Below are 20706 nucleotides of genomic sequence, written 5' to 3' on the forward strand. Positions count from 1 at the left end.
AATAATCGTATTACAGCACCTTCAACCGAATCATAAAATCACATTCAACCTATCAAAAACTGCTATTCGGGAGTAAGGAGCATGAATAACCAACGATAATTAGTCAGACAGCTCAAGAACGCAAAACGTGGAGGTTACGCCCCATCCATGGCCAAAAATCCGAATAAACACAAGATTCAGAAAGCCATACGTTTAATAGAACAATGGAGAAAACTTACAGATGAACTGAAGCCACAAATGCAAATAGACATGGCTTTGACATTAGAAAAATGTGCTCAAGAGTTAGACCAAATTTTAAGGAATAACTAATTCGCTTAAAATTAAAAAATTCTTTGGATACATTTTTTTGACACTGTAAAATATCAAAAAAATATTCACCTAATTCAATCGCTCATTTTTTAGCTTGCGTTTTTAATAAAAATCGCTATTATTCACCCCACGTTGCCGGCATAGCTCAGTTGGTAGAGCAACTGACTTGTAATCAGTAGGTCCACAGTTCGAATCCGTGTGCCGGCACCATTTTATACTTAGCCTCGCTTTTTAGTGAGGCTTTGTTGTTTCTGGGCTTTAGCTTTGCAAAGAATATCTGAAATGTCAGTGCTGATTATTTTTTCGCACTGATTTGCACATACTTGACCCAGCCATCTGCATAAAGCTTGTGGCATAACTTTGCTGTCATGCGGATTTTAAATGCATCCAAGCCTGGAGTTTGTTGTGGCAATTTATGAAAATAATTTGCAAAACCCTGAAAAACGCCTTTAGATAAATCACGAATTTCAATAGCCTTATAACCATAGGTCTGCATGGTGTGCTGCAGCACTGATTCCGTCATTAAATGATTTAAATTCACATTCGCCGCTTTTAACAAGCAGCGATACTTTTGCTTTTGGAATGAATTTAAATTCCACCATTTCTCAGACCATATTAAATAATGAAAACCCAGTCTGCCCTTTGAATTTAAAACCGGGTTTACTGAATCGAGAAATGAATTCAAATTGGAGTGATAGGCAGCATCTATACACAGCACCACATCAAAGCCAGATTTGACCTGAATCTGTTTTAAATTTAAAAAGGATTGCTGATAAATTGCCGAAATTTGCGGAAAATATTTTTGAATTTGAATCACACAACTGGACTGCATTTCCACAGCTTCAATGTGTTGAACATGATAATGCTGTTGCCAATGGAGCAGACTTGCACCCTGCCCACAGCCCAAATCCAGCAATCTGTCATTTGAAGCTAAATGCACGGCTTGCGCCAACTGATCTGCCAATTGACGACAAGCATCGGGATAGGATGACGTTGTATCATCCCAATAGCCCAAATTACTCCAAGCAAGATCAGCATCATCGCCTAACTGTTTTGCGTTAATCGCATATTTATGCTGTGAAAATTGCTGCTGAATCGCTTGAAGCCATTTCATGTCTTAATAGCCGAGTTGTGGGGCAACCTCAACTTTAGGTTTTAATCCCACAAACGGCAATGGCGCACCCAAAATTTCTGCAATATGCATGGCTGAAGTCACTGCAGACTCGAGCACCGGCAAGCCATCACAAGACCAAGAACCACAATAGAACACTTTACGATTGAGATCTTTGTGGCGTTGTTGCAATTCTTTATTTAAGGCAACGGTCTGAGAGTCCACCACAGCACGGGTTAAGGTAACATTGGAAATGATTTTTTTAGAATCAATTTCAGTCACCGGTTGCCAGGTTTGGAATACGGGCGTTTTGCCAACCAGACTTGGCTCGACTGAATTCAACCACACGGTGAACTGTTGGCGGGTAAATTTACGATCCATCATATAACTGAGCACCGCCCAGTCTTTACGCTTGGGTGGCATCACGGTTTGATCGGTGTGAATCACCAATTGACCCTGTTCAAATCTGAATTGCTTTAACAGCGCAATATCATCTGCAAATTGTTCATTATCTAAAAAGGTTTCAATTTTATTGGTCGGTGTTGCCACAATGACACGATCAAAAACGCGCTGCTCACCTAGTGCATTTTCAACGAGAACCCCATTTTCTTGTTCTTTGACTTGGGTAATGGCAGTACCATTATGAATTTCAATGCCTTTAATCAGCTTGTCGACCAATGCCGGCGTGCCACCTTGAAGACGCAGTAAAGCATCGCCATCGGTCAATTGACGCAAGAATGTCAATAAAGGTTTTGCAGGCCAGTCACCAATGGTTTTTGGGTTACAGGTACAAATGGTATAGAGCACCGGCATCACCGCGCCATGCCAGAATACTTCTTCGATATCATTATTATTGATAAATTCAGCCAGGGTAATATCCTGGTTCTTTGATTTAAAGAATCGAGCGATGGCTGCTTTTAATTGCAGCATGCCTTTGACCAGACGCCAGCCGTATTGTTGCAGCCCTTTGCGGTTATTGATAATCGGGAAATTACCAATACGGCTACGGGTGGTGGTTAGCCAGGTTTCAGTGCGATCTTCAAACAGCCAGCTGCATGCCATATAGGTACGCACGGGAAAAGTGGGTATATCCAGATAGGTTGCCAAACTGAGGGTATTTTTCCACAAATGCGGATTCATGACACGCAAGGGTGCATCAATTAAGCCGCCTTCAAATTCAATGCTATGGCTGTCCATACCACGTCCAGGCAATGCTTCAAAAATAGTTATGCTATGCCCTGCATCTTTAAGAATTCTGGCGGTAGCTAGCCCAGCCATGCCACTACCAATAACTGCAATATCCAAAATTATTATCCGTCAGTTACACATAAGATTATTGAAATTATGAACCAAGCGAGATTAAAAGGTGGTATTAAAATATTCCAGAATATGTTTTTTTAACAAAAGTCATCATCACAGGTATTAGAAAGATTTTTTACGTTTATTCACAGCTTTAAAAACTCAAATAAATATGTGAAATTATTATAACTTTTCAACATAAAAACAAAAAAAACCTTTAAAAAAGTATAGATATATTAACCAATATTATAACGATCGGTTTACAAAATCATAAAATCTCGTTATGATACATCACATAATAATTTGACTTTCAGATTCACTTTTAACCCCCCCTAACTATGCAAATGCTGTAAAAACAACAAAATTTATTTCGCAAAAAGCCCCTAAAAATTTAGGGGCTTCTTTATTTTCTGGATAATCAATCCATGGCTAAAATTAGCTGGCCACCGGGATCTCACCAAATTTGCCACTATTAAAGTCATTGAAGGCTTGAATGATTTCATCCTTGGTATTCATCACAAAGGGACCATAGCCCTGAATTGGCTCGTTCAAAGGTTGGCCAGTAAGCACCAGAAATTTGCTGTCTTTAATCGCTTGCAATTGAATATCGGCTTCACCGTCTTGAGCAAACATGACAATGGAACTATCTTGAACATGCTGCGTTCCGTTCAGCTGCATTTCACCAGAGAGCACGACAACCAGCACATTGTGATCAACAGGCACATGAATGTGATGCAGATGTTCTGCTTTCAGCTCACCATCCCAGACGTTCACAGGACTATAAGTAGAAGCAGGACCTGAATGTTCCGCATGATCGTCTATGTAGTGACCCGCAACTACGCGAATATGTCCCGCACCCTGTTCAAGTTCAATCACAGGAATATCTTGTGCTTCAATGGCCTGATATTTAGGTGCTGTCATTTTGTCTGCCGCAGGCAAGTTAACCCAAAGCTGTACCATTTCAAACAGGCCACCCTTGTTGGCAAATTCTTCAGAATGAAATTCTTCATGCACCAAACCTGCACCTGCCGTCATCCATTGCACATCGCCAGTTTTAATCTGACCGCCACCTCCGGCTGAATCTTTGTGAGTCACCCCGCCTTGATAAGCCAGCGTCACCGTTTCAAAACCACGATGCGGATGTGAACCTACGCCATGCTGCTGTGTGGTCGGGCTAAAATGGTAGGGTGCTGCATAGTCCAAGAGTAAAAATGGACTAATCGCCTGTCCTAAGCGGTCATAGGAAAACAGGTTTTTAACCGGAAAGCCATCTCCGACCCAATGCATGTTCTGGTTACGGTAAACGCCAATAATTTTTTTCATTTCAAACTCCTATCTCTAGGAAACAATATGGATTTATCTTAAAACTTTTAAAGTAACCCGCCTAGCGCATAGGCAATATACAGCGTTTCGACAATAGGATAATCTCCTGACCATTTTATAAAATAATAGAAATTTGCAGGACTGGCTTTAATCCGGATCGTCCTTTTTCATCATTAATAAGAGATCTTATTAAAAACTTAGATGCTCAAATGCAGTGCAACAGAGATTAATTTTTAAAATTTTACAGATAAAAAATCCAGGAGCTAAGTCCTGGATTCTATGAAACATGATCTTAACTTGAGATTAGATTTTACCAATCAGGTCGATTGAAGGCGCAAGGGTTGCATCACCTTCTTTCCATTTTGCCGGGCAAACTTCACCTGGGTGTGCATGAACATATTGCGCCGCTTTTACTTTACGTAGAAGCTCTTGCGCATCACGACCAATACCACCGGCATTGATTTCGATAATCTGGATTTTACCTTCAGGGTCAATCACGAAAGTACCGCGGTCTGCCAAACCTTCAGCTTCAATGAGCACTTCAAAGTTTTTTGCCAAAGTCCAGGTTGGATCGCCAATCATTGCATACTGGATTTTTTTGATTTCGTCCGAGCTGTCATGCCAAGCTTTATGGGTAAAGTGTGTGTCAGTCGATACTGAATAAATCTCAACGTCCATTTTCTGGAATTCAGCATAGTTATCGGCCAAATCACCCAGTTCTGTTGGACAAACAAAAGTGAAGTCTGCCGGATAGAAGAACACCACTGACCATTTTCCGATCATGTCTTTTTCAGATACTGCAACGAATTCACCATTTTTATAAGCGGTTGCGTTGAATGGTTTTACTTCAGTATTAATTAAACTCATGAGATATTCCTCTAGCTCGTTTCTGGGATTGCTTATCTTGTGAAGCTAGAATACGAAAGTTTTTCAAATAGGTAAAACCGTATATTTTTATAAAATTTATCGGATTTTTAGATCTATTAATTCTATCCGGTTCCACCATCTCATCGCTATGACCGATTTAAGATTGAGGGGAAAATTGCACAACAGAATTCCAAGCAGCATCAATCAATACCTGCTTATATAAGATTGGCGAGGTACTCACTTTGTGTGATAACCAGGCACGGCAATAACTTTCAGTTGCACCCAGCATTAAGGACAACAGCAAGTCACGCGGAATTTTTGCAATTTGCGCAATATCTTCATCCGCTTGTTTTTGCAACCAGGCAAATACCGCCTGATTCCGTTGCTGGTTTTGTGTGGCAATTTCTGCCTGCTGTGCTGTGCCTAAACCTAACCGTGCCATAAAAAGAAACCGGGCAAAATCAGGGTTATGTACCACCCAATCGATATATTGAGCAATGATGATCGCCAGGCCCTGTTGCAGGCCTTGGACCTGCGCTAAGGCTACTGTGCGCTGCTGCATCTGATCTTGTAGGGCCGCAGCAAAGAGTGCTCCCACAATGCCTTCCTTGTTTTTAAAGTGATGATAAATTGCCCCCACACTACTGTCAGCGCGCTCACGAATCATTTCAATACTGGTGGCTTCAATACCAAATTCGGCAAAGCAATCCAAGGCATGTTGCAGCAAAATACGCTTTAGTTCGGCACGGCGACCGGGATAAATACGGGAAAGTAAATCGGTTTGCTGCATGTCTATATGCTTCGATACATAATGAGAACAGGCAAAATCATAGACCATTTTTTATCAAAAAGCAGTCATTTGTGCCAAATAACAGAATAATATTCTGTATTAGAATAATATTCTTAAAATCATAAAATGGAACCTTCTGATGAGCCAAGCGCTAAAAATATGGAACATGCTGGCAAACAAACCTGCTGGAAAATGGACATTTTCAAAAATGTTGTGCTTAAAAGCGCCTTATTTCAGCACTATTTCTCCGCTGTTTGAAAAACTCGAACCGGAATACTGTGAAATCAGGATGAAAAAACACCGTGCTGTGCTGAATCATCTGGGCACCGTACATGCCATTGCCATGTGCAATATGGCAGAGCTTGCCGGTGGAACCATGACCGATGCTACCGTTCCTGCGACTCAACGCTGGATACCTAAAGGCATGCAGGTGGAATACCTGAAAAAAGCCAACACCGATTTAATTGCAATTGCCACACCGCTGCAGGCCAATTTCTCGTGGAATGCAGGCTGTGATTATCTGGTGCAGGTTGAAGTCAAAGATGCAGTGGAGGACATTGTGTTCCGTGCTGTCATTACCATGTGGGTTTCTGCCAAGAAATAAGGGTTAAACAAACAAAATGTTGATCAATCACCCATTAAAAAACCCTCTACAATGAGAGGGTTTTTTTAGAAGATGACTTGCCGTTCTGAATCAATTAGAACGGTAAATCGTCATCTAAATCAGCAGGTGCAGCGACAGGCGCAGCAGGTGCAGATTGCGGTGCTTTCGGCTGGAAAGCAGACGGATTATTGTTTGCATAACCGCCTTGCTGGTTGTTATTAAAACCACCACCTTGATTATTGCCATAACCGCCCTGGTTATTGCTATTGTTATTATTGTTGTTATAACCGCCGCTTTGGTTGTTGTTGAAACGTGGTTGGTTATAACCCGCGTTGTCGCCACCCGCAGCTTGTTCACCTTGCTGACGGTTGCTATCTAACATTTGCATCTGTTCACCACGAATTTCTGTGGTGTAGCGTTCTTGACCGCTTTGGTCTGTCCATTGACGCGTACGTAATGAACCTTCGATATAAACTTTAGAACCTTTACGTAGATATTGCTGTGCAATTTCACCTAAGCGGTTATGCAACACAATACGATGCCATTCAGTTTGTTCTTTACGTTCACCAGTGGTTTTATCAGTCCACGAATCGCTGGTTGCAATTGAAAACTGAGTAAGAGAACCACCATTCGGGAAAGTTTTGGTTTCAGGATCTTTACCTAAAGTTCCGACTAAAATTACTTTATTAACACCACGCATCAGACGTACACTTCCTATCTATTTCTATATTTTACTTTATAAGAGTTATGGTTAAATGGCTACATCTTTACCTAATAACTGCGTTAAATCTTGTCGCGCAGCTTCATTAATAAGCTGCTTATCAATTTTAACATAAGCGAATTGCTGATCAGACATCACCACAACCTCTTCAATACCACGAATTGCCAAAAGTTGAGAAGTCCACTCATCTGTTTGTTTCGTTTCAGGTAAACGCAGGACCAAGGATGAAAGATACCGCGGTTGAGCCAAGCCGAAACTGACCAGCAACCAGACAATTGCGATAGCACTCAAGATACTCCAACCCAAGGCAGTATTATTGAGTAACAATAATTGACCACCAATCATGCCGCCAAAAAATGCACCTAAAAACTGACTGCTGGCATTCACGCCCATGGCGGTGGCTTTAGACTGAATCGGTGCAGATTTGGATAACCACGAAGGCAATAAGGCTTCCATCACATTAAAGGCAATGAAGAATAATCCTAAACCTGCCAGTAAGATATATTTTGATTCATAGCCAAAAATCAGTACCAGTAAACCTAAAATGATCCCGCCAATGGCAGTCAGGAAAATACCGCGCATTTTGCGATATTTTTCCGCCAAAATAATGCTTGGAAAAGCAAAAAACAGACTAATAAGCAGTAATGGCAAATACACCAGACCATGACTGGCCAATGGAATATCCGCAAACTGAATCAGTTGCGATGGCATATAAATAAACATCGCAGTCAGCAACAAATGCAGTGCAAACACTGAAACATGTAAACGATTTAAATCGCCCATTTTCAGCACCTGTTTCAGCTGTGCGAGATAACCTTGCTGATAATTTTTATGATGACGGGTCACTTTAGGAACCAGAAGCAACATGGAAATTGCTGCCAAGCCCATAATGGTAGTCACCCAAAACAGTCCGGAAATACCGACCAAGCTGGTGAGCCAAGGTCCAAGACTAAACGCGAGCATAAAGGAAAACCCTATACTCATCCCCATTACCGCCATGGCTTTGCTACGCTGTTCTTCACGGGTGACATCGGCTAACAGTGCCATCACCACAGCAGAAACAGCACCGCCACCAGCAATTGCACGACCAATGATCACCCCATAAATGGTTTCGGACATCGCGGCAATTGCACCACCCAGAGCAAACAACAATAAGCCTAAAACGACCAAAGGCTTACGGCTAAAACGATCAGCCAGCAAACTAAACGGAATTTGTAAAATAGCTTGGGTTAAACCATATACGCCAACCGCCAAACCAATCAGCGCAGGTGTTGCCCCTTGATATGACTGTCCTGCCACGGAAAAAACAGGAATAATCATGAACAAGCCCAGCATACGCAGTGCAAAAATACTGCTTAAGGCAAAAGTTGAACGGCGTTCTAAAGCATTCATCATATCAATAAGCTTAGGTTTATGAGTTTAGGTTCAATGGGCTATCCTACAACATTCATGTTATCGATGTTGAGTTATTCAAAGATCAGCCAGGATAAAAAAGGGCGCATAAAAATGCGCCCTTATTGTAACCGTTTTTCTTAAAAAAAGATTAGCCAATCCGCTCTTGACGCTTACGATATTGAATCGATGCAATGACGGCCCAGACAATAAATGCCACACCAATCAAACCTGTCACGACTTCTGGTACGTGTAGACCTGTACCGCTTGCCAGCATAATAAATGCCAAGGCACCAATGGCATAGTGCGCACCATGTTCAAGGAAAATATAAGCATCTAATGTGCCTTTTTCGACCAGGTAAATGGTCATTGAACGCACGAACATTGCACCAATGGCTAGACCCAGCATAATGATCACCACATCCGATGTAATCGCAAAAGCACCGATCACGCCATCAAAACTGAATGATGCATCAAGTACTTCAAGGTAAATAAAGCCACCTATGCCTGCTTTAATCACACCTGTAGATGCCCCGCTGGCATCATGTGCCACAGCATTACCCTGTTCATCAAGTTCAGGTTCGCCGCCTAACAAATGGCTCAGTACTTGAACCCCGATATAAATGACGATCCCCCAGATTCCTGCCATGGTCACCGCCAAACGTGTCGTTTCTTCTACATTTGCCGCCATGATCAGCAAGCCAATTAATGCAAGGAATACCGACATTGCAGGTACGTTGGCCAGATTAGACAAACGTGCCTCAAGCCATCTAAACCAGTGAGTATCTTTTTCACTATCCAGGAAGAAATTCAGGAATACCAGTAACAAGAATGAGCCACCAAATGCTGCAATTTCAGCATGATGTGCCATCAATTTTACTGAATAGCTGATCGGATCATTAAGCGCCATTTTCACGACTTCAAGCATGCCCATGTCCGCAGTGACTGCAACAATCACAATCGGGAACACCAACCGCATGCCAAATACAGCAACAACAATACCAACAGTTAAGAAAATCATTTTCCAGAAATGATCCCAACCGCGTAATACTGACGCATTGACTACCGCATTATCGAAAGAAAGCGACACTTCCATGACGGCTAAAATGGCAGTAATGGTTAACGCTGTGAACATGGTCTTTAACCCTGCTTCCGGGCCATGCGTAAAGCCCCAGTATGCAGATATAGCCAGACACACGATCGTAAAAATGATTGAGAAACCAAAATGTTTCATCATGATAGATCGACCTATAAACAAATATGTATAGAGAGTAAATTTGGTAAAACTTAAAAATAGAGCTTAAGATTTATATGCACAATTATGACGGCTTTTTGATATTAATCCAAAATTCTTCGTATGATTTTTTTCAAGACAAATACAGTATTTATGTGGCTTGATATCGTAGCTTGAAAACTCTTGTTATAGTCCAGGTTTCTGTAAATTCTTCTTTTATTATCGACAGGATGATGACATGAGCTTTTCTCAAGAGGTATGGCAGCGAAATTTAGCTTTATATCAAAAAACTTTAGCCCTGCCATTTAACCAGGAACTTGCACAAGGCACTTTGAGCAAAGAGGTTTTTAGTCATTATGTGATTCAGGATGCGCATTATTTACTGGCTTATGGTCGATCACTTGCAGTCTGTGCGGCCAAAGCCTATGAAGCCGATGACGTGATTCAATTTGCTGAAGCTGCTCGTATTGCCATTGTGGTTGAACGCAGCCTGCATGATAGCTTTATGCAGGAATTTGATATCACCAAAAAAGGATTTGAATCCACTCCCCTTACTTTAGCTTGCCATCATTACAGCTCATTCTTAACCGCAACCGCATGGTCCGAAAGCTATCCGGTGGTGTTAGCCTCTTTACTTCCATGTTTCTGGATTTATGCAGAAGTGGGCAAAGATATTGTCGAAAATTCTATTGCAAATAATCCGTATCAAGCTTGGGTTGATACTTATTCGGGTGAAGAATTCAATGAGGCGGTGCGAAATGTGATTGCCACAATTGATAAAGTTGCTGCACGCTGTGATGCCGATACCCTTGAGAAAATGCATCAGGCTTATACCACAGCGGCCAAACTGGAATGGCTGTTCTGGGATAGTGCATATGATCAACGCCAGTGGTTAGGTTTGGATAAAGAGTAGAAAAACATGAGTGCTTTATAGGCTGAATTTTGCAACTATTCACGACTTGAAGCAGCTCATTTGTTACTTGGGTTTCGCCTAAATGAGAAGTAAAACTTCGCAAGGGAGACATCTTGAAAAACAGTGTTCCTCACTACAAAACTCGTCAATTATCGGGAAATATAAAATTTGTCGCAGAAACATTATTTTTAAAAAGTAGTGCAGCCTCAAATAGTTGTAAATGGCTTTTCCGCGACAGCAAATTCAGTGAATTGGGTTTCTCCCGCCCTTACTGCTGAAATATCTGCCAGCCATAAATTAGCCCTGCCGCAGTTACTATCCAGCAAAGTGTTGCAATACCCAAACACGACCATATCGACATTTTAGTTGCCAGCACATACACCACTAATAGATAAATAAAATAGGGGATGAGCGACCATAAACCAAATAAAGCAGTTTTCTGTAAAGCTGCTACACCCTGCTGTTGCGACACAATTACATGGGCAATCAAGGCAAAAGTCGGAAACAATGGCACCAGTCCTGCAATATAAAATGCCTTGCTTTTAGAAAGTATCGAAATCAGCAGTACCACTGCAGCACCTAATATACATTTCAAAAATAAAGACAACATATTCACAGATCCAGAGGACAAACGTTTTGAGAAATAAATTCTATGCCGATCCTTAAAATATATTTACTACAATTAAAGCAAACAATGCAGGGACAGCCTGAATATAAATGATCTTTTTACTGGCAGTAATGCCGCCATAAATCCCGGCAACCAAAACACAGCCTAAAAAGAAGTTGGCCAGTGCCATGGCATAAGCATCCGGTGCAAACAGCGACCAAATTAATCCGGCAGCTAGGAAACCATTATATAAACCCTGATTTTGCGCCAAAACTTTGGTCAATTTTGCCTTTTCCAGATTATGGCCAAACGCCTTCATGCCAGGCGGTTTATCCCACAGGAACATTTCAAGCACTAAAATATAAATGTGGAGTAATGCAATCAGTGTGATGAAAATTATTGGAATCATTGTTTTCATTTCCCTTTTTATTTTCATACCATTGTGCGGTGATTTTGCTTTTTTAGCGATACCTTCTGCAACATGATTCACATTAAAAGTAACTTATTCAGACTTGTGGCTCTCCCTAAAGCTCGCTACAGTCTTATAAAACTTAACTAAATTGATTTAGCCGACATAATATGTCGTTAAAAAATGATTTTATTCAACTTGAACAAAATTAAATCGCTATCATATATAACCTTCAATTTGCACATTACCGAGATGTTTTATGAGCCAAAGTCATATCCGTATTCGAGGCGCACGTACCCATAACTTAAAAAATGTGTCACTCGATATTCCACGCGACAAATTCGTGGTGATTACGGGACTCTCAGGCTCAGGTAAATCTTCCTTAGCTTTTGATACTTTATATGCTGAAGGTCAGCGCCGTTATGTGGAATCGCTTTCTGCTTATGCACGCCAGTTCCTTTCACAAATGGAAAAACCAGAAGTCGATTCTATTGAAGGTTTAAGTCCTGCAATTGCAATTGAACAGAAATCAACCAGCCACAATCCACGTTCAACTGTGGGAACAATCACGGAAATTTACGACTATTTACGTCTTTTATATGCCCGTGTCGGAACACCGTATTGTCCTGAACATGACCTGCCAATGGTGGCCCAGACTATTTCAGAAATGGTCGATGCGGTTAAAAATTTGGAAGAAGGTACAGCTTTAATGCTACTTGCACCTGTAGTGCGTGAACGAAAAGGTGAATATACCAACCTGTTTGAACAGCTACAAAGCCAAGGTTTTGTCCGCGCCCGTGTGGATGGTGAAATTGTTGAAATTGATACGCCACCCGAACTGGATAAAAAGAAAAAACATACGATTGAAGTCGTGGTCGACCGTTTTAAAGTGCGTGATGATTTAGGCAACCGGATCGCTGAATCTTTTGAAACTGCGCTGCGTTTAGGTGGCGACATCGCGATTTTATCGTGGATGAAAGATGAACAGGCGGATCGCGTATTCTCGGCAAAACACTCTTGCCCTGAATGTGACCGTGCTGTTGCTGAACTGGAACCACGTTTGTTCTCGTTCAACAATCCATTTGGTGCCTGCCCGGTCTGTGATGGTTTAGGTACACGCAGCCATTTTAGTGCTGAAAAACTGATTCCAAACAATGAAGTGTCAATTAGCCAGGGTGCCATTCGTGGTTGGGACAGACAACGTCCGTATTACTACAGCATGATTGAAAAAGTTGCAGCACATTTTGGCTTTTCTTTGGATACGCCGTGGAATGAACTGGATGCCGACACCAAAAAGAAATTCCTTTACGGAACAGGCAAAGACAAGGTTGATTTAAGTTATATCGATGAGCGTGGTCGTCAGCATAAGCGGGTTCAACCTTTTGAAGGAATTTTGCCGCATCTGGAGCGTCGCTACCGTGAAACTGAATCGAATTATGTTCGTGATGATTTAGCGCAATATTTATCCAATGCAGCTTGTGATGCCTGTGGCGGTTCACGTCTGAATGAAATTTCCCGTAATGTCCGGGTCAAAGACAAAACCATTGCGCAAATTACCAAAATGTCGATTGGAGATGCCGAAAGTTACTATCAGGATTTAAACCTTGAAGGTGCCAAAGGCGAAATTGCCGACAAGATTTTTAAAGAAATCCGTGAGCGTTTGCACTTCCTTGTTTCTGTCGGTTTGAACTACTTAAGTCTGTCACGTTCTGCCGAAACCTTATCAGGCGGTGAAGCACAGCGTATCCGTCTGGCTTCGCAAATTGGTGCGGGCTTGATGGGTGTGATGTACGTGCTGGATGAACCATCAATTGGTTTGCATCAACGTGATAACGACCGTTTGCTTGAAACCCTCGTTCGCTTGCGTGACTTGGGCAATACCGTACTCGTGGTCGAGCATGATGAAGATGCAATTCGTGCGGCAGATCATATTATTGATATTGGCCCGGGTGCCGGTGTGCATGGTGGTCATATCATTGCCGAAGGTACCTATGAAGAAATTTTGGCAAATCCTGACTCGCTCACCGGCAAGTATCTTTCAGGCAAGTTAAAAATTGAAGTGCCGAAAGTGCGTACTCAACCACCCAAACCTGAGGAAAAAATCAAGTTGATGGGTGCTGCCGGTCATAACTTGCAGAATGTTGATTTAACCATTCCTTTAGGCATTATGACTTGTGTGACGGGTGTGTCAGGTTCAGGTAAATCGACCCTGATTAACCGTACCCTTCTCCCACTTGCCGCAACCCAACTAAATGGCGCAACCACTTTAACCGCCGAAAAATTTGATTCAATTGATGGCTTACAGTTCCTCGATAAAGTCGTGGATATTGACCAAAGTCCGATTGGACGTACGCCACGTTCCAACCCGGCGACTTATACAGGACTGTTCACCCCGATTCGTGAATTGTTTGCGCAAACACCGGAAGCCAAAGCACGCGGTTATGCTGCGGGTCGTTTCTCGTTTAACGTAAAAGGTGGTCGTTGCGAAGCCTGTGAAGGTGACGGCATGATTAAAGTGGCGATGCATTTCTTACCAGATATGTATGTACCTTGCGATGCCTGTCATGGTGATCGTTATAATCGTGAAACTTTGGAAGTGGGTTATAAAGGCAAAAACATTTCTGATGTTTTAGGCATGACTGTTGAAGATGCCATGCATTTCTTCGAAGCTATTCCCGTAATTCACCGCCGTCTAGAGACTTTAACGCAAGTCGGTTTGGGTTATATCCGTTTAGGTCAATCTGCAACAACCCTTTCTGGGGGTGAAGCACAACGTGTAAAACTGGCACGTGAGTTGGCAAAGCGTGATACGGGTAAAACCTTATATATCCTGGATGAACCGACCACAGGTCTGCATTTCCATGATATTGCCAAGCTGCTCGATATTCTGCATCAACTGCGCGATAAGGGTAATACCATTGTGGTGATTGAGCACAATCTGGATGTAATTAAAACTGCCGACTGGGTGATTGACCTTGGTCCTGAAGGTGGTGCGGGTGGCGGTATGATTATTGCCGAAGGCACGCCTGAAGAAATGGCAAAATCTGAAGTTTCACATACTGCTAAGTTCTTAAAGCCATTGTTGAAATAATTTTCTTTTTAGCTTAAATGCATGATAAAACGGTGATTCATTCACCGTTTTTTTTATTGAGGGAAATAATGCGGTTTTCAGAAAGATACGGATATAAGCCTGTTCGTGACATTATTCAAAAAGAAAGTATAGATAATGAATTAAAAAATGGTTTGTGGAGTGTTTTTCATAGCTATATCTGGAATCGGATTGAACAGGGACGTAATCAGAGTTCTTTTACTCGTAATTCAAATATATACTCGTTAGTAGAATCTTATTGGCTTAATCTTTTTAAAAAGCCTACAGATACTATCCCTAAATGGACATCTGATTCTTTAAAAATAATTAGAGATTAGTTTTTTAATTGTGCCTGGCATGAAATTTATAGCTTGATTGAAGAAACAATTGAGCACTACCCCTATCAAAGAGTAAGTAATAAAGATTCATTTATAACTAATATCAACAATATGCTAGAGCGTGTAAATAGTGCTTACCGAATCATAAATAACGAAATCATTCCAATCACTTCCGAATAAGAAATTCAATCCATCGAAATTGCTTTAGAAAATACAAATCAATATTCAGGTGTTCAGCAACATTTAAATCAAGCTCTAAAGCTTATGTCAGATCACCAGAATCCTAATTACAGCAAATCAATGCATGACTCCATTAGTGCTGTAGAGGGTTTGGCACGTTTAGTGTTAGAAGACGATTCAATAACTTCAGGAAAAGCAATTCCTAAACTTAGAACCAAATATGAATTACATCCAACTTTAATGGAGAGCTTGAACAAATTGTATGGTTATACATCTGATGAAGCTGGCGTTAGATACGGTTCAGCACAGGAATCAAATTTGAGTTATATCGATGCAAAATTTATGCTGGTTGCATGCACCAATTTTATTAATTATTTAATTGAAAAAACTAAATAGATAGTGGGTGATACATCATCACCCCGCCACTTTATTTTTTCCATTTTCTTTAGCTTGAAACAAGGACTTATCGGCTTTTTCCAGTAATGCCATCCACGATGCTGCACCAACTGCCACACCTGCGCTTACCGAAATCTGAACATTTTGATTGATCTCGGCAATGTAGAGTTCAGAGCTGCCAATTTCTTTAAGAATTTTATTTGCAACAACCCAGGCATCCTGAAAATCAGCCTGTTCGATTAACACCAAAAACTCATCACCGCCATAACGTACGATCAAATCTGAGGTACGCACACAAAATTGTAATTTTTCTGCAACCAGCCGAATAACCTCATCGCCAACAATATGCCCAAACGTATCATTTACGTGTTTAAAATCATCAATATCAAAAATAATTAAGCCAGTTTGATTAAATTTTTCAGGTTTCTTTTCCACATATTTAATGTAGTCATCCAAAGCCAACCGGTTGGACACACCAGTCAACACATCCGTATTGGCAACATTTCTGAGCTGAAATTCTAAAGCATCCCGTTGCTGTAATACGCGTTTCAACTTTTTAATTGCCTGCAATAATGTCACTGGAGCATCTAACAATTCATCATCTTCACCCTCTACAGCCTTATGCTGTGCCAAATGAAGAATTGTATTTTTGGCTTTGAGTAAAGGTTTAAATACCCCATTTCGTGTATAAATCATGGTAAAACATGCCGTAGCCAGACATATTATTGCCACCAGCAGCGTTAGAATAAATTGTCGTTGTGCCTGCTTTTTCTGGTTCTGAGCAACGCTAACACTGTAATCAAGAACATAGGTTTGCAAATTCACCACTGTTATGAACTTATTAACCATGGCTTCTGTGAGTTGCGTACCCGTTAAGGAATAAGCCTGATTGTGTATACTTTCATTAATCACGCCAGCAACCAGTGGAATACCTTGATCTAAAAACTGATCTTTTACTTGTTGATGCAGAGCTAAATATTCTGGGGTCTTACCCTGCTCAGGTTGTATGGTATTGATCAAGCCCCATAAATAATGTGACTGATGTTGAGTCTGTAATGATCGGGCCAGATTATCTTCAGGTATTTTTTCTGCAAAAGTGACGGATGCCATGATATTGGAGGCAATTCGTCCTGCCTGATCACGTAAATCTGCCAGAATTAAAATCAGGATGTAGGACTCAGAAACAGAGGTCCCCTTCGCTACAGAGTGCACCAATACATTTTTTAAAATTTCATGGCAGCTATCCCACGCCCTGAACATTTTCTTAATTGCATCATCAAGCTGTTTTGAAGTACGTTCAGATCGGGGCAAAGCAGCATACGCATCTACAGCTTGACGACCTTGCTGTAAAGTTACTTTTAAATTGGAAGATAAACCTCGTACCTGGGCAGAAAAGCCCGCTGCATTTAAAATCTGTATGGTCTGATCAATCTGTATATCGACTTCTTTTCGATGTGCTTGCAGCTCTTGTAGATTTTCAGCTAATTCTTCAGCGGTACTCGACATCACTTTATTGGCAGGTGCTCTTTCGCGTGAAACTTGATTGGCTAAATCTGCAACCGCACGTAGAGCAGAAATTTCAATCAAGGCACGATCTGCTTTTTGATAACCCTGATAACTACTGACAATTAAAGGAACAGAAAGAAAAAGAAGGGATAAAATAATGATGATCATCGACAATAAAAGCCGTTGACCAATATGTTCCGAACGTAATTTATACATGAATTCAGTACGTCCTACACAAAAATAACTGGCCAATCATCATAATATTTCGTTTAAAATACAGTCGTATATACTACATGATTTCTTTATCTTACTACTTCTTTCTTATCAACTATTTATATTATTTTTTATCAAAATTTTGATTCATATTTCTTATTAATAAAGATAAAAGAATAAGCCAAGCTTATCTAAAATATCTAGACTCAATTGCTTGCGCTCACCCACACCATCATGATCCTGCATTTCCAGATTTAAAACGAATGCGGTTATCTGTCCATTTGGCTGTTCAACCTAGCCGGTATACCAGCCCACTTGTGGCTGCACATCCATTCCCCAGCCACTTTTTGCATACAGTTTTGTATCTCCGCGATGCTCTATAAACAGCATCTCTTTGACTTGTTTTTGCACCGTGGTATCAAAAGGTAATTGTTCTGTTGCCAACTGATAGACAAATTTCGCTTCCTGTTCAGGGGTGATTTTCAGAGGACCTACCAGCCAAAAATTATCCACCTGTTGACCAATCTGCTGATTTCCGAAACCGACCCGATGAATTTCTTGTTGCATTAGATCTAACCCAATTCGTCTAGCCAGTTCCTGATAAACTGGAACTGCGGAAGCCTGTATTGCCTGTCCCAGAGTCATGTCTTTTTCCCATGCAGCAAAACTACGTTTCTGACCATCCCATTTAAAGACTTCAGTTGTATGTACTTTATGATGCTGCAAACCAATCAATGCATTTAACATTTTAAAAGTTGACGCTGGAATATAGGGATAATTGGCGCGTGTTAAAGCATTTCCATAACGCTTGAACTGATGCCCATCGTAAGTAATAAAAACGGCTTGTTTGTTGGCTTGATTTAAAAGTGTGGCAATCTCAGCTGATCGCCCTGTTGTAGTTTCAGAGACTGATTTCAATATAGAGGGATTTGAACTTTGATCTTTTCCTGTCTGACAAGCAGTTAATTGCATAAAAACCATTACGCAGCCCAAGTAAAACAGTCCTTGTTTCATTTTTAAATCCCGAAAAAATAAATTGTTTATTTTTTATCAAATTTCCTTGATTGATTTTGTATCAATTGAGCACATCTAAAAATATTTTTATTACAGGTGTAAGAAAATATTTACACATGCCACAAATAAGTGCATAATGCACCGCATTAGGGCAAGTCAAAATCATTCCTCAGCAGGATTTTTGATTTTTCCGAGATTTTTGGCTAAAAAACCCCAGTTTTCACAGGAAACTGGGGTTTTTTATTATTAAATTTAGCATATAACATAAACCCTATATTAATAAAGCACTATATTGGTGCATAAAATACTAAAAATTTCACATGCATATTTTTAAAAGATTCCACAGAGTAATAGATCTTTGATAAAAACTAAAAATTAATATTTTTTGGCTTTAAGCTTGTGCCGATATCAGGCTACTATTTTTATTAAATATAAGACTCAGTCAGGGTAATATTATTTATTACAGGCAAAAAAAAAGCCCAACCTTGGGGAAAGCTGGGCATATAAAAACAAAACTTGTTTATGGAGAATCCAATCATCATCACATTATTTCAATGCAATATGACTTGATAGATATATTATGGTAAAAATCACGGAATAAGTAAAGCCTATTAAAATAGTATGGTTTTATTTAAATCACAATAATCGCCAATAATTGTGAAATTAATCACAAATCAATAATTAATATGTCTGTTTTTTGAACAACCAAGATATATATTTCAAGTCATTTTATGATTTTAGTTCATAAATATGACAATTAATTCACTTTTATCTTATATACATAAATTATTTTTACAATTTATGTATATAAGATAACCTAACTTTACATTGTAAAAATTTTCCTATTACTTTTATTATGTTGTAAGCAAGTAAAGTTACTTTAATGCATATAATCTTTTGTTATAAAAAAGGTTTTTGAAATTTAAAAACAAGAACTGGATTGTATAATTATTATCTTACATGATGTTTATAGTAATATTTCAACCAAATAATGTTCTTTTAGTTCATTGACTTAATGTCTTGTTACAATACAATACCGGCTGTTTAATCCATTTTTAACAGAACTGGTAATAATTATGAAAAAACTCGGTTTAGCCACTGCTTTATTATTAGCGATGACTGGTGCTCAAGCTTATCAAGCTGAAGTTCAAGGTACTGTAGGCTACTACGATGCTGAACTAAATGATGGTAACTATAATGTAGGTGCACAAGGTACATACTACTTTAAAGATATCGATACATCTAAAGGACCTTTGGCTGAAGCTGCTTTCTTAAACCAAGCAAGCAATATTTCTGCTGGCTACAATTTTGGTCAACTTTCAGCTGACATCAACCGTTCTGTTACTGTTGGAGGCACAACAGTAGCGATTAATGAAGAATTAGATGTAGAACAACATTCTTACGGCGTTAAGGGTGAAACATACATTCCTACAAATGTTGTACCTGTATACGCAAGCGCATCTTACAACCATTCTAAAACTGATGCTAAAAACAGTTTTACAGCTCAGAATATTCAAGCTGATGATTCTGGCGATCGTTACGCACTTGAGCTTGGTGCTTTAGTTGCGCCAAACTTCTTGGTGGCTGTTGGTTATACCAGTGCTACAGAAAAAGATTCATTCGATACTTTTAACATTTTAAATAACGGTCTAATGAGCGCTTCTATGGAAGCTCGTTCAATCGATAGCGATCAAGATGCAATTACTGCACGTACTAAATATGTAGGTCCAATCGACGGTACTAACATGTCTTTGGGCTTTGAAGCAGGTATCGTTTACGGTGAAGATACTCTTTATAACTTAAAAACTGACCTTTACTTAACACCTAAATTCAGTGTAGGCGCATCTTATGCTGAAGGTAGCTACAAGAGCCAAACTCTTCCTGCCTCTGCAACTGGTGTGAATGTAAATTACTTCGTTACACCTGCTATTGGCTTAGGTATGAGCTATGTATATGCAAATGGTGAAAATGGCGCAAACGATGCTCAATTGGGTGGTGTAAACGCTAAATTCCGTTTCTAATTGCTGATTAGATACTGAATAGAAAAAAGGACGCTTTATGCGTCCTTTTTTATTACTGCTTTATTGCTACATGAATTTATTCCGAGATACGTAGCAGACTTAAAAAGTGTAAATGGGGTTCATATTAAGGTATTGGGTAATCAGCTCCAATGAATTTGGACTAAAATAACCACTAACAGAAAGATGAAAATAATAGCCCCAGTACTTAAAAACACATTTGGATGACGTTAGCAAATCAGGATGGTTTTTTGGAAAGCATACATCCTCAATTTTATATTTTAATTAATGGGACAGACCAAGCGGTCAAACAAAGCATTTATCGAAGATAAATAAAAGATGAATTAAATTAAAACTCAAACACATCATAAATT

Annotated in this window: 16 protein-coding genes, 1 tRNA gene and 3 pseudogenes; 8 read left to right on the forward strand and 12 right to left on the reverse strand. The window is 40.0% G+C overall.

Translation table 11 applies throughout. The annotated features are described in order from the left end of the window. Positions 1 to 102: 102 nt before the first annotated feature. Together ACKI4H_RS14050 and ACKI4H_RS14055 are read left to right on the forward strand one after the other, a co-directional pair. Positions 103 to 309, forward strand: a pseudogene (locus tag ACKI4H_RS14050) (hypothetical protein); the annotation flags it as partial. Between the two features lie 134 nt (positions 310 to 443). After that, positions 444 to 519: transfer RNA gene (locus ACKI4H_RS14055), tRNA-Thr, on the forward strand. Positions 520 to 604: 85 nt separating this feature from the next. Here ACKI4H_RS14055 and ACKI4H_RS14060 read toward each other — a convergent pair. From ACKI4H_RS14060 to ACKI4H_RS14080, 5 genes are all read right to left on the reverse strand, one after another. Continuing rightward, entirely contained in the window at positions 605 to 1423 is an 819-nt protein-coding gene (locus ACKI4H_RS14060) for an SAM-dependent methyltransferase (protein WP_407306796.1), read from the reverse strand. 3 nt (positions 1424 to 1426) lie between these two features. Beyond that, positions 1427 to 2725: an FAD-dependent oxidoreductase gene (locus ACKI4H_RS14065; protein WP_407306798.1), complete on the reverse strand. Its 1299-nt coding sequence runs from the start codon at positions 2723 to 2725 to the stop codon at positions 1427 to 1429. Positions 2726 to 3154: 429 nt separating this feature from the next. Beyond that, positions 3155 to 4042, reverse strand: coding sequence for a pirin family protein (locus ACKI4H_RS14070; RefSeq protein WP_407306800.1), 888 nt, complete (start codon positions 4040 to 4042; stop codon positions 3155 to 3157). 303 nt (positions 4043 to 4345) lie between these two features. Continuing rightward, complete coding sequence (ahpC, locus tag ACKI4H_RS14075) at positions 4346 to 4909, reverse strand: alkyl hydroperoxide reductase subunit C (RefSeq protein WP_407306802.1); 564 nt, start codon at positions 4907 to 4909, stop codon at positions 4346 to 4348. A 157-nt stretch (positions 4910 to 5066) separates the two neighbouring features. Continuing rightward, positions 5067 to 5699 (reverse strand): TetR/AcrR family transcriptional regulator, encoded by a 633-nt coding sequence (locus tag ACKI4H_RS14080; protein WP_407306804.1) that lies wholly within the window; start codon positions 5697 to 5699, stop codon positions 5067 to 5069. 139 nt (positions 5700 to 5838) lie between these two features. On the opposite strand from ACKI4H_RS14080, the gene ACKI4H_RS14085 reads away from it, so the two are divergent. Further along, positions 5839 to 6303, forward strand: a complete 465-nt coding sequence (locus ACKI4H_RS14085; protein WP_407306806.1) for a hotdog fold domain-containing protein — start codon at positions 5839 to 5841, stop codon at positions 6301 to 6303. A 94-nt stretch (positions 6304 to 6397) separates the two neighbouring features. Here the strand turns inward: ACKI4H_RS14085 and ssb are convergent, their stop codons facing one another. The 3 genes from ssb to ACKI4H_RS14100 all read right to left on the reverse strand — a co-directional run bounded on the left by ssb (position 6398) and on the right by ACKI4H_RS14100 (position 9653). Next, the gene (gene ssb, locus ACKI4H_RS14090) at positions 6398 to 7003 is read right to left on the reverse strand and encodes a single-stranded DNA-binding protein (protein WP_407306808.1); all 606 of its coding nucleotides are present in this window, start codon (positions 7001 to 7003) and stop codon (positions 6398 to 6400) included. A 51-nt stretch (positions 7004 to 7054) separates the two neighbouring features. Beyond that, on the reverse strand, positions 7055 to 8419 hold the full coding sequence (locus tag ACKI4H_RS14095) for an MFS transporter (protein WP_407306810.1): 1365 nt from the start codon (positions 8417 to 8419) through the stop codon (positions 7055 to 7057). A gap of 148 nt (positions 8420 to 8567) precedes the next feature. Beyond that, a complete protein-coding gene (locus ACKI4H_RS14100; protein ID WP_407306812.1) occupies positions 8568 to 9653 on the reverse strand; it encodes a DUF475 domain-containing protein in 1086 nt (361 codons plus the stop codon). 235 nt (positions 9654 to 9888) lie between these two features. Between ACKI4H_RS14100 and tenA the strand changes: the two genes are divergently transcribed. Then, complete coding sequence (gene tenA / locus ACKI4H_RS14105; protein ID WP_407306815.1) at positions 9889 to 10563, forward strand: thiaminase II; 675 nt, start codon at positions 9889 to 9891, stop codon at positions 10561 to 10563. Between the two features lie 268 nt (positions 10564 to 10831). On the opposite strand, the gene ACKI4H_RS14110 is transcribed toward tenA, so the two are convergent. Both ACKI4H_RS14110 and ACKI4H_RS14115 read right to left on the reverse strand, forming a co-directional pair. Then, positions 10832 to 11173 (reverse strand): GlpM family protein, encoded by a 342-nt coding sequence (locus tag ACKI4H_RS14110; protein ID WP_407306817.1) that lies wholly within the window; start codon positions 11171 to 11173, stop codon positions 10832 to 10834. A gap of 52 nt (positions 11174 to 11225) precedes the next feature. Further along, the gene (locus ACKI4H_RS14115; protein WP_407306819.1) at positions 11226 to 11579 is read right to left on the reverse strand and encodes a DUF1304 domain-containing protein; all 354 of its coding nucleotides are present in this window, start codon (positions 11577 to 11579) and stop codon (positions 11226 to 11228) included. A gap of 259 nt (positions 11580 to 11838) precedes the next feature. On the opposite strand from ACKI4H_RS14115, the gene uvrA reads away from it, so the two are divergent. From uvrA to ACKI4H_RS14130, 3 genes and pseudogenes are all read left to right on the forward strand, one after another. After that, positions 11839 to 14670, forward strand: coding sequence for an excinuclease ABC subunit UvrA (gene uvrA / locus ACKI4H_RS14120; protein ID WP_407306821.1), 2832 nt, complete (start codon positions 11839 to 11841; stop codon positions 14668 to 14670). Between the two features lie 68 nt (positions 14671 to 14738). Beyond that, a pseudogene (locus ACKI4H_RS14125) lies at positions 14739 to 15185 on the forward strand (AbiJ-NTD4 domain-containing protein). 84 nt (positions 15186 to 15269) lie between these two features. Beyond that, entirely contained in the window at positions 15270 to 15581 is a 312-nt protein-coding gene (locus ACKI4H_RS14130; RefSeq protein ID WP_407306823.1) for a hypothetical protein, read from the forward strand. Between the two features lie 18 nt (positions 15582 to 15599). On the opposite strand, the gene ACKI4H_RS14135 is transcribed toward ACKI4H_RS14130, so the two are convergent. Then, positions 15600 to 17303 carry a GGDEF domain-containing protein gene (locus ACKI4H_RS14135; protein WP_407306825.1) on the reverse strand — a complete coding sequence of 568 codons (1704 nt, stop codon included), beginning with the start codon at positions 17301 to 17303 and terminating at the stop codon, positions 15600 to 15602. 156 nt (positions 17304 to 17459) lie between these two features. Further along, positions 17460 to 18314: pseudogene (gene blaOXA / locus ACKI4H_RS14140) on the reverse strand (class D beta-lactamase). A gap of 1076 nt (positions 18315 to 19390) precedes the next feature. Here blaOXA and omp33-36 point away from each other — a divergent pair. Beyond that, positions 19391 to 20335 (forward strand): porin Omp33-36, encoded by a 945-nt coding sequence (omp33-36, locus tag ACKI4H_RS14145; RefSeq protein ID WP_407306827.1) that lies wholly within the window; start codon positions 19391 to 19393, stop codon positions 20333 to 20335. The last annotated feature ends 371 nt before the right edge of the window (positions 20336 to 20706 follow it).

It is taken from the genome of Acinetobacter sp., assembly GCF_045628685.1.
Lineage (GTDB): Bacteria > Pseudomonadota > Gammaproteobacteria > Pseudomonadales > Moraxellaceae > Acinetobacter.

Bases quoted from the DNA above. Each gene is read 5' to 3' on its own strand.
- omp33-36 (WP_407306827.1), top strand. From the start codon at position 19,391: ATGAAAAAACTCGGTTTAGCCACTGCTTTATTATTAGCGATGACTGGT.
- ACKI4H_RS14110 (WP_407306817.1), bottom strand. From the start codon at position 11,173: ATGTTGTCTTTATTTTTGAAATGTATATTAGGTGCTGCAGTGGTACTG.
- ACKI4H_RS14130 (WP_407306823.1), top strand. From the start codon at position 15,270: ATGTCAGATCACCAGAATCCTAATTACAGCAAATCAATGCATGACTCC.
- tenA (WP_407306815.1), top strand. From the start codon at position 9,889: ATGAGCTTTTCTCAAGAGGTATGGCAGCGAAATTTAGCTTTATATCAA.
- ACKI4H_RS14080 (WP_407306804.1), bottom strand. From the start codon at position 5,699: ATGCAGCAAACCGATTTACTTTCCCGTATTTATCCCGGTCGCCGTGCC.
- ACKI4H_RS14135 (WP_407306825.1), bottom strand. From the start codon at position 17,303: ATGTATAAATTACGTTCGGAACATATTGGTCAACGGCTTTTATTGTCG.
- ACKI4H_RS14070 (WP_407306800.1), bottom strand. From the start codon at position 4,042: ATGAAAAAAATTATTGGCGTTTACCGTAACCAGAACATGCATTGGGTC.
- ACKI4H_RS14060 (WP_407306796.1), bottom strand. From the start codon at position 1,423: ATGAAATGGCTTCAAGCGATTCAGCAGCAATTTTCACAGCATAAATAT.
- ACKI4H_RS14085 (WP_407306806.1), top strand. From the start codon at position 5,839: ATGAGCCAAGCGCTAAAAATATGGAACATGCTGGCAAACAAACCTGCT.
- ahpC (WP_407306802.1), bottom strand. From the start codon at position 4,909: ATGAGTTTAATTAATACTGAAGTAAAACCATTCAACGCAACCGCTTAT.
- ACKI4H_RS14095 (WP_407306810.1), bottom strand. From the start codon at position 8,419: ATGATGAATGCTTTAGAACGCCGTTCAACTTTTGCCTTAAGCAGTATT.
- ssb (WP_407306808.1), bottom strand. From the start codon at position 7,003: ATGCGTGGTGTTAATAAAGTAATTTTAGTCGGAACTTTAGGTAAAGAT.
- uvrA (WP_407306821.1), top strand. From the start codon at position 11,839: ATGAGCCAAAGTCATATCCGTATTCGAGGCGCACGTACCCATAACTTA.
- ACKI4H_RS14115 (WP_407306819.1), bottom strand. From the start codon at position 11,579: ATGATTCCAATAATTTTCATCACACTGATTGCATTACTCCACATTTAT.
- ACKI4H_RS14100 (WP_407306812.1), bottom strand. From the start codon at position 9,653: ATGATGAAACATTTTGGTTTCTCAATCATTTTTACGATCGTGTGTCTG.